Genomic DNA, 9,025 nt, shown 5'->3' with positions numbered 1-9,025 from the left:
GGATGTCGGCGGCGAAATCGACCTGGTGCATGCGGACCAGCGTCGGCTTGCCGGCCTCGACCTTGCCCTTCACCAAGGCGATATGCTCGGCCCCCTCGATCGTGTTCCGGTACAGCATCAGGCGGAACGGGCCGCCGTGGACGCTGTCGAACGGTGTGTCCATGATCCGCTCGACATAGCGTTCGGTGCGGCGGCGATAGGCGATCAGGTCCGCGATCGTGCCGATCTTCAGCCCATGCAGCTGGGCGAAGGCGACAAGGTCGGGCATCCGCGCCATCGACCCGTCGTCATTCATGACCTCGCAGATCACGCCCGCGGGCGTCAGTCCGGCCATGCGGCTGATATCGACCGCCGCCTCCGTATGGCCCGTCCGGACCAGAACACCGCCATCCCGCGCGACCAGCGGGAACACATGACCTGGCGAGACGATGTCGTCGGCCCCCTTTGTCGGATCGGAGGCGACCTGGACGGTCCGCGCCCGATCCGCAGCGGAAATCCCCGTCGTCACGCCTTCGCGCGCTTCGATCGAGACGGTGAAGGCTGTACCCATGCTGGTGCGATTGTCGGCGGCCATGGGCGGCAGGCGCAGTTGCCGCGCCCGGTCGCTGGTGATGGCCAGACAGATCAGGCCGCGCGCGTGGCGGGCCATGAAGTTGATCTGGTCGGGCGTCGCGAACTGGGCCGGGATGATGACGTCGCCCTCGTTCTCGCGGTCCTCGGCATCCACCAGAATGTAGGGACGCCCATTGCGGGCATCTTCCAGAATGTCCTCGATGGGACTGATCGGGCTGTCATTCATGTTCGCGGCCAATTGCATCACGCCGTCTCCTGCCACCGCGCGAGGTATCGCGCCAGCATGTCGATCTCTAGATTGACCCGATCCTCGGCTTTCAGCGTCCCCAGAGTGGTCGCGTCCCAGGTATGTGGGATGATGTTCAGGCCGAAGGTCGCGCCCTCTACGGCATTGACCGTCAGGGACACCCCATCCACCGTGATCGAGCCCTTGGGCGCGACGTAGCGGTGCAGCGGGGCCGGAGCCTCGATCTCGATCCGGTGCGACCCGCCGTCCGGCGTCACCGAGACGACGCGGCCCAGACCATCCACATGACCCGAGACGATATGGCCGCCCAGCTCATCGCCCAGTTTCGCTGCCCGCTCCAGATTGACGCGGTGCCCCTCGGCCCAGTCGCCCAGGGTGGTCTTGGACAGGGTCTCGCCCGACACCTCGACAGCGAACCAGCCGGGCCCTTTCTCGGTGACCGTCAGACAACAGCCCGCATGGCTGATCGAGGCACCCAGGTCGATGGTCGCCGTGTCCCACGCGGTCTCGACCTCGTAGCGGCGGTCACGGTCCGTCTGGCGAACGGACCGCACGCGGCCGATGTCGGTGATGATGCCGGTGAACATGTCAGGCCTCACGCTCGATGCGCTCGTAGCGTTCCCATAGGTCGTCTCCGAGAGGTTCGGCCGACAGACGACGGAACTTGGGGGCGTCGCCCAGCTTCGCAAGGGCCAGGGCGGCAATACAGGGTCGCCCCTCCGCACCGAGGAGGATGGGCGCGCGGAACCACTCCAGTCGATCGAGGCGGCCGGCGCGGATGAAGGACGCCGCCACCTGCCCTCCCCCTTCGATCAGCACGGAGGTGATGTTGCGCTCGGCCAGAGCGCCTAAGACGGCCTCGATGGTGGGTCGGCCATCGGTCGAAGCGATCTGGACGACTTCGGCGGTGCCGATGGGGTGCGGCTCCGTGGCGGTGAGGATCAGGGTGCCGCCGATTGCGACCTTTGCCGACGGGGGTGTGCGAAGGCGGCTGTCGAGGACGATGCGAAGGGGTTGAATGCTACTGTTCGCCTCATCGCCCCCTTCCCCCTTGATGGGGGAAGGGCCGGGGTTGGGGGTGACAGTGTCGGCGGAAGTGGTCTCGACGGAGCCGTCTGCCCCAACCGCCTTCACCCCCATCCCAACCCTTCCCCCATCAAGGGGGAAGGGCTTTTCCCTCAGTCTCACCGTCAGTTCCGGATCGTCCGCCAGCACCGTCTCGACCCCGACCAGGATGGCCTCGTGCGCCGCCCGCAGCCGATGCCCCTGCGCCCGCGACGCCTCTCCGGTGATCCAGCGGCTCTCGCCCGACGGCATCGCGATGCGCCCGTCCAGCGACGTCGCCAGTTTCAGTGTGACCCTGAGGGGCATCAGCCCTTGCCCGGCTCGTCCAGCCCTTCGTCGCCCAGGAAGCGAGCGAAGTCGCCGGTGGCGCGGAAGTCCTTATAGACCGAGGCATAGCGGACATAGGCCACCTCATCGACCGACTTCAGCGCCTTCATGATGAAGTCGCCGACGGTCGAGGAATGGATTTCGGTCTCGCCCAGGCTTTCCAGCTGACGCACGATCCGCGACACCATCTGCTCGACCTGTTCCGGCTGAACCGGGCGTTTGCGCAGGGCGATGCCCAACGACCGCTCCAGCTTGTCGCGGTCAAAGGGCGTGCGCCGCCCGTTGCGCTTCAGGATCATCAGTTCGCGCAGCTGGACCCGCTCGAAGGTCGTGAAACGCCCGTTGCACTGCGGACAGGACCGCCGGCGCCGAATGGCCGCGCCGTCATCCGACGGGCGGCTGTCCTTCACCTGGGTGTCGGCATGTCCGCAGAAGGGGCATTTCATCGCGGGCTATCCATAGATCGGGAAGCGCGCGGTCAGTTCGCGCACTTCGTCCGCCACGCGAGCCTGAACCGCCGGATCGGCCTCGTCCGTGCCCTTCATGGAATCGATCACATCGGCGATCCAGTGGCCGACCTGCTGGAACTCGGCCACGCCGAAACCGCGCGTTGTGCCCGCCGGGGTGCCCAGGCGGACGCCCGAGGTCACGGTGAAGGGGGCGGTATCGAACGGCACGCCATTCTTGTTGCAGGTCATCAGGGCGTGTTCCAACGCCGCCTCCGTCGCCTTGCCGGTAACGCCCTTGGGCCGCAGATCGACCAGCATCAGGTGGGTGTCCGTCCCGCCCGAGACGATGTGCGTTCCGCGCTCGACCAGCACGGCGGCCAGGGCCCGGGCATTGTCAACGACCTGCTGCGCATAGGCCTTGAACTCCGGCTTCAGCGCCTCGCCGAAGGCCACGGCCTTGGCGGCGATGACATGCTCCAGCGGCCCGCCCTGCAGGCCCGGGAAGACGGCGGAGTTGATCTTCTTGCCGATCTCCATGTCGTTCGACAGCACCATGCCGCCGCGGGGCCCGCGCAGGGTCTTGTGGGTCGTGGTCGTGACGATATGGGCATGCGGCAAGGGGTCGGGATAGACACCCCCGGCCACCAGCCCCGCATAGTGGGCCATATCGACCATCAGATAGGCCCCGACACTGTCGGCTATCTCGCGGAAGCGCTTGAAGTCGATATGGCGCGAATAGGCGGAGGCACCGGCGATGATCAGCTTCGGCTTCTCGCGCTCGGCCATCTCGGCGACGTTGTTATAGTCGATCAGGTGATCGTCCTGGCGCACCGTATAGGTGACGGGTCGGAACCACTTGCCCGACTGGTTGGCGGGGCTGCCGTGCGTCAGGTGTCCGCCTGCGGCCAGATCCATGCCCAGGAAGGTGTCGCCGGGCTGCAGCAGGGCCTGAAAGACCGCCTGGTTGGCCTGGGCTCCCGAGTGCGGCTGGACGTTGGCAAATGCACAGCCGAACAGCTCTTTCGCCCGCGACCGCGCCAGATCTTCGGTCACATCGACGTACTCGCAGCCACCATAGTAGCGGCGCCCCGGATAACCCTCGGCATATTTGTTGGTCAGCACCGACCCCTGCGCTTCCAGCACCGCCTGCGAGACGATGTTTTCGGACGCGATCAGCTCGATCTGTTCCTTCTGCCGCGCCAGTTCGCCCTGGATGCCGTTGAAGACGTCGGGATCGGCGGCGGCGAGGGTTTTCGAGAAATAGTCGGCGTGGGTGAAGGCGGTCACTGGAATCCCCGAGGCTTGAGCGGCGATCCATTTAGGCCTGACGCGGGTTCACCACAACATCTAGTGGGTCAGCGCGACGCCAAGGCCCGTTTCAGTTTGGCCAGAGCGATCCGCTCCAGTCCGTGCCGCTCGGTCACGGGGCCAATGGCGGTGACTTCGACGCCGGTCGCGACGTGCACCGCCGAGCATTTCAGATAGGCCCCGTTACGGGTCAGCTCGAGGATGACCTCGCCGATATCGGCGCCCAGCTCTGAATCAGGCGACGGCAGGCAGGCGCACCACGTTGCAGTGGGTCCACAGGGCGTCCATGGCCTTGACCAGGTCGTCCATCATCGCATCCGTATGGTTCGGCGACGGCGTGAAGCGCAGCCGCTCGGTCCCCTTGGGCACGGTCGGATAGTTGATCGGCTGCACATAGACCCCGTACTGCTCCAGCAGCATGTCCGAGATCATCTTGCAGTGGACCGGATTGCCGACATGCACCGGCACGATATGGCTGACGCTAGGCAGGACGGGGATGCCCGCCGCCGCGAATCGCGCCTTCAGCGTCGCCGCCCGCTCCTGATGCGCCTCGCGCAGAGCGCCATTGGCCTTCAGATGCCGCACCGAGGCCAGTGCGCCAGCGGTCAATGCCGGCGGCAGCGACGTCGTAAAGATGAAGCCCGAAGCCCAGCTGCGCACGGCATCGATGATGACGGCATCGGCGGCGATGTAGCCGCCCATAACGCCGATGGCCTTGCCCAGGGTGCACTCAACGATGTCGATGCCGTCCAGGACCCCGTCCCGCTCGGCCACGCCCGCGCCGGTCGCACCGTAAAGGCCGACGGCATGGACCTCGTCCAGATAGGTCAGGGCGTTGTACTTCTTGGCCAGGGCGATCGTCCCGGCCAGGTCGGCGATGTCGCCGTCCATGGAATAGACGCTCTCGAAGGCGATCAGTTTGGGCACATCGATCGGCGCGGCCGCCAGCAGGGCCTCCAGATGCACCAGATCGTTGTGCGCGAAGATGTGTCGCTCGCCGCCGCCGTTGCGGATGCCCGCGATCATGGAAGCGTGGTTCAGGCTGTCGGAAAAGGTGATCAGGCCCGGCAGGATGCGCTGCAGCGTCGTCAGCGTCGCCTCATTGGCCACATAGCCGGAGGTGAACAGCAGCGCGGCTTCCTTCTGGTGCCAGCTGGCCAGCTCGGCTTCCAGATCGACGGCCGAGCGCGTGGTGCCCGAGATGTTGCGCGTACCACCGGCACCCGCCCCGACGGAATCGATCTCGGCCTGCATGGCCCCCAGCACCTCGGGGTGCTGGCCCATGCCCAGATAGTCGTTGGAGCACCAGACCACGACGTCCTGTTCGGTGCCGTCCTCGCGACGGCGGCGCGCCAGCGGGAACTGGCCGCGCACGCGCTTCAGGTCGGCGAAGACGCGATAGCGCCCCTCGCCCTTGACCTGCTCTACCGAGCTCTCGAATGCCGCCTTGTAGTCGAACAACCCTGACGCTCGTCTGGTCTTTGAAACAGGACCGCTATGTGCGCCGCAGGGCCGCGAAAGTCTATCAGCGGCGACGGTTAAATCGTCGCAACTGTCTAATTGATAATGATTATCAGGTTAGTTCGTGCGCTCACCCCTTGGGCAAATCGTCCAGTTTTCCGCGCAGCATCTGCAGAATGGCCGAGAAGTCGCGACCGCCATAACCCAGGCCGTCGAACATCTGGAACAGAGCCTCGGTCTGGGCCCCCAGCGGCGTCGACGCCCCCGACTTGGACGCTGCGTCCTGGGCCAGTTTCAGGTCCTTCAACATCATGGCGGTGGCGAAACCGCCGTCGTAGTTGCGGTTCGACGGGGCCGTCGGCACCGGGCCGGGCCAGGGATAGTAGGTCGTCGTCGACCAACTCTGGCCCGAGGACTTGGACACGATGTCGAACATCTTCACCGGGTCCAGTCCCAGCTTTTCCGCAAGCCCGATGGCCTCGCAGGTGCCCAGCATGGTGATGCCCAGGATCATGTTGTTGCAGATCTTGGCCGCCTGCCCCGCCCCGTGATCGCCGGCGCGGAAGGTCGCCCGACTCATCGGCTCCAGCGCCGCCTCGATCCGCGCGAAGTCCGGCTCGTCACAGCCGACCATGAAGGCCAGGGTGCCGGCGTCTGCCGCCATCGTCCCGCCCGACACCGGCGCATCGGCGAATGCATAGCCCGCCTCCTTGGCCAGTCCGGCGACCTTGCGCGCCGTGTCCACGTCGATGGTCGAGCAATCCAGCAGCAGGGCTGACGTGGGGGCCGCCCCGATGATCTGTTCGGAATAGACCTTAAACACATGCGGCCCGGCGGGCAGCATGGTGATGACCACGTCCGCATCCTTCACCGCCTCGGCCACCGATGCGACCGGCACGCAGCCAACACCCTTCGCCCGGTCGAGTGCCGCCTGCGACAGGTCGAACGCCGCGACCGCATGCCCGGCCTTCGCCTGATTGGCGGCCATGCCGCCGCCCATATTGCCCAGGCCGATGAAGGCGATCTTCTTGGTGGTCATGGCGTCTCTCCCGGTTTGTCTTTTGCCGGGAGCGTTAGCGCCCCGGGGAACGAGAGGCTAGAGGTTCGGCGGCCATCACTCCGAAGGCTGCCATTTCATTGTATAAATTGCTCCGGGCATTGGTTCACCTCTAAGGATGATATTGAGACGACGCCCGTCAGGGGCACGCCACAAGGCAGTACAGCCTGCGTTGCCGCATTCCGCCTCGATTAACCGAATTCCTTGCGTGCATTCCCATTCGTCTCGGCCGCTCATCCACCCCGGACACACGGTCGTCGGATCAGCTGCGGGAACAGGACGAAAACCCAAGGCCATCAAAGTGACTCGAGCTTCACGGTACGGTTGGGGCAGCGCTGGCATGTCGGCTGCAAGCGAAGGGGGAATGGAAGGGGGACTCTCAGCTGACGCAGCTTGGCGTATCTCAGTCACTGCTAAAATTTGGGGGTCCACCACAACTACCCAGTGATGTTTCCAACCATCTGAACCTGACCGCAGAAAAAGAGCGCGGCATACTGACGAATAGTTGGGACAGCTCAAATCGGCATGAAGCCTGTGTGGTTGATCGACGCTAACTGCTGCTCGCTCCCAACCAAGACGCAGCAGAGCGGTGCGAACCTCTGGGAATGGCTCGCCAATCAAAGTGTGAATGTTCGGGTCATTGGTATGATCGGAGCTTGCTGCGGCTTGAATTTCCTTGGGTGATGACACGCTATCAGTCAGGTTTTCGTCACCATCGCCCGCCGAGGCAGAGATGTCCCCACAAGCCCCGACAAATACTGTCAATAACAAACTTGCCAGCAGCAGTCGTTTAATAATCATACGGTTAATTCGATTTCTTGGGGTTCAGAAAAAAAGATCGTGTTCAGGCCCAACTTACTTAAATCGGCTTCCTGAAGCGATAGACAAACCGGTCGGTACGGCCCCGGATGCTCTCGTCGAAGACACTCAGCGTGTGGTCGTCGCCTGCCATACGCACAGCATCGCTCTCACCGTCATAGATGAAGCCCGCGGCCTCGACCTGTCGACGCAGCTCCGCCGCCTCGATCCGGTGCAGGGTCCCGGCCACGCTGATGCCCGCCCCATCCGCCGCCTGGTGATCCAGGATGACGTAGAGTCCGCCCGGCTTCAGCGCCGCGAAAACGGCCGCATTCATCGCCGCCACATCCGCGCCGAAGCGGGGGATGGTGAAGTCGTGGTACTCCTCACCCATGAAGACGACGTCCAGCGGACGGTCGAAGCTCAGGGTCTCCAGCGCCCCGGTCACGCGGCTGACGTTCGGATAGGTCGCGGCGAGGGTGTCGGCAAACGCATTCTCGCGCCCCGCCGTCTGGTTGGGCACAAAGGCATAGACCTTGCCGGTATCGCCCACAGCGGGCGCGAACAGGCGGGTGAAATAGCCTTCCTCGGGCCGGATGTCGGCCACGACATCGCCCGGCTGGATCTGGGCGAAGGCCAGCATCTCGGCGGGCTTGCGCAGCGGATCGCGCGCGACCTCGGTCTCCAGTCGGCGCGGGTCGGCCAGAACCGACGCATAGTCCGACGCCGTCGGCGCGCCCATTGCAGCCGCTTCCTCCGCCGAAACATAGACCGTCCGCGTCCCGCCATCGCTGGCTATGATCACGCAACCCGACAGGGCGACGGCACTGGCCGACATGGCGGCGGCGAGGATCGAGGACTTCAACATGGGGGCTCTCCAGGACACCCCCGGATCAAGGCAACGGTTCGCGCCGCGACGCAAGCCCTCGCTGTGTCGACTAGTCGAGCGGTGTCCAAGCCTCGTCAGCAGGCAAAGGCGCAAAAAGGGCGTCCAGCGCCGCGTCCGTGACGCCTTCCAATGTGTCGGGCGACCATTTCGGCGCATTGTCCTTGTCCACGATCACGGCCCGCACGCCCTCCTGGAAGTCATGGGTGCGCACCACACGACCGCCCAGGGCGTATTCCATGGCCATGTTGTCGGCGAAGTCGGTCAGCGTCGCCCCGGTCCGGATCTGACGCAGCGACACCTTCAACGACTGCGGCGACTTGGTCTTCAGCGTTGCCAGTTGCGCCAGCGCCCAGTCAGAGCCGTCCGCCTCCAGCGCCGCAAAGATGTCCTCGACGGTGTCGAAAGCGAACAGCCGGTCGATCGCCTCCAGATGCGCCTCGATCGGGGCCTCGCCCGCATCGTCCTCCAGCCCGTCCGCGACATCGACCGGGTGCGCAGGATCGGCCGACAGGACGGCGCGGAACGCGTCCAGCGCGTCGCTGGGCAGATAGTGGCTGTGGATGCCCAGAAACACCGTATCAGCCGCCTTCAGCCGCGCACCGGTCAGCGCCAGCCAGACCCCCGTCTGCCCCGGCAGCCGCGGCAGGAACCAGCCGCCCCCGACATCCGGGAAAAGTCCGATCCCCGTCTCGGGCATGGCATAGGTCGTCCGCTCGGTGGCTATCCGCACCACGGCAGGCTCGGAGATGCCGACGCCCCCGCCCATGACGATGCCGTCGACCAGGGCCGTGATCGGCTTGGGATAGTCGAACATCAGATGGTTCAGCCGGTATTCGCTCAGGAAGAAGGCC

At 65.1% G+C, this 9,025-nt stretch carries 9 protein-coding genes; all 9 read right to left on the bottom strand.

Annotated elements, in window-relative coordinates:
* Positions 1-817, bottom strand: an 817-nt coding sequence (ribB, locus tag JHC81_RS12390) for a 3,4-dihydroxy-2-butanone-4-phosphate synthase (protein ID WP_292175140.1), incomplete at its 3' end; no start/stop codon positions are given.
* Positions 817-1,407 (bottom strand): riboflavin synthase, encoded by a 591-nt coding sequence (locus tag JHC81_RS12385; RefSeq protein WP_292175138.1) that lies wholly within the window; start codon positions 1,405-1,407, stop codon positions 817-819. The genes JHC81_RS12385 and ribB, both read right to left, overlap by 1 nt.
* A 1-nt stretch (position 1,408) precedes the next feature.
* Complete coding sequence (locus tag JHC81_RS12380; protein WP_292175136.1) at positions 1,409-2,191, bottom strand: RibD family protein; 783 nt, start codon at positions 2,189-2,191, stop codon at positions 1,409-1,411.
* On the bottom strand, positions 2,191-2,658 hold the full coding sequence (nrdR, locus tag JHC81_RS12375; RefSeq protein ID WP_292175135.1) for a transcriptional regulator NrdR: 468 nt from the start codon (positions 2,656-2,658) through the stop codon (positions 2,191-2,193). The genes JHC81_RS12380 and nrdR overlap by 1 nt, the downstream gene beginning before the upstream one ends.
* Positions 2,659-2,664: 6 nt before the next feature.
* Positions 2,665-3,948 (bottom strand): serine hydroxymethyltransferase, encoded by a 1,284-nt coding sequence (glyA, locus tag JHC81_RS12370; protein WP_292175133.1) that lies wholly within the window; start codon positions 3,946-3,948, stop codon positions 2,665-2,667.
* Positions 3,949-4,203: 255 nt separating this feature from the next.
* Positions 4,204-5,430, bottom strand: coding sequence for a 5-aminolevulinate synthase (gene hemA / locus JHC81_RS12365; protein ID WP_292175131.1), 1,227 nt, complete (start codon positions 5,428-5,430; stop codon positions 4,204-4,206).
* 130 nt (positions 5,431-5,560) lie between these two features.
* The gene (gene mmsB / locus JHC81_RS12360) at positions 5,561-6,469 is read right to left on the bottom strand and encodes a 3-hydroxyisobutyrate dehydrogenase (protein ID WP_292175129.1); all 909 of its coding nucleotides are present in this window, start codon (positions 6,467-6,469) and stop codon (positions 5,561-5,563) included.
* 877 nt (positions 6,470-7,346) lie between these two features.
* Positions 7,347-8,153 (bottom strand): hypothetical protein, encoded by an 807-nt coding sequence (locus JHC81_RS12355; RefSeq protein WP_292175127.1) that lies wholly within the window; start codon positions 8,151-8,153, stop codon positions 7,347-7,349.
* Between the two features lie 70 nt (positions 8,154-8,223).
* The coding region (locus JHC81_RS12350; RefSeq protein ID WP_292175125.1) for an enoyl-CoA hydratase/isomerase family protein at positions 8,224-9,025 on the bottom strand (802 nt) is incomplete at its 5' end.

Origin of the sequence: Brevundimonas sp., from assembly GCF_016463295.1 — a bacterium.
GTDB lineage: Bacteria > Pseudomonadota > Alphaproteobacteria > Caulobacterales > Caulobacteraceae > Brevundimonas.
Note: the sequence above shows the minus strand (reverse complement) of the source record. Positions and strands in the feature narration are given on the sequence as shown.

What these genes read in the sequence shown, in the direction of transcription:
- JHC81_RS12380 (WP_292175136.1), bottom strand. Translation starts at nt 2,191, where the DNA reads ATGCCCCTCAGGGTCACACTGAAACTGGCGACGTCGCTGGACGGGCGC.
- JHC81_RS12355 (WP_292175127.1), bottom strand. Translation starts at nt 8,153, where the DNA reads ATGTTGAAGTCCTCGATCCTCGCCGCCGCCATGTCGGCCAGTGCCGTC.
- mmsB (WP_292175129.1), bottom strand. Translation starts at nt 6,469, where the DNA reads ATGACCACCAAGAAGATCGCCTTCATCGGCCTGGGCAATATGGGCGGC.
- JHC81_RS12385 (WP_292175138.1), bottom strand. Translation starts at nt 1,407, where the DNA reads ATGTTCACCGGCATCATCACCGACATCGGCCGCGTGCGGTCCGTTCGC.
- nrdR (WP_292175135.1), bottom strand. Translation starts at nt 2,658, where the DNA reads ATGAAATGCCCCTTCTGCGGACATGCCGACACCCAGGTGAAGGACAGC.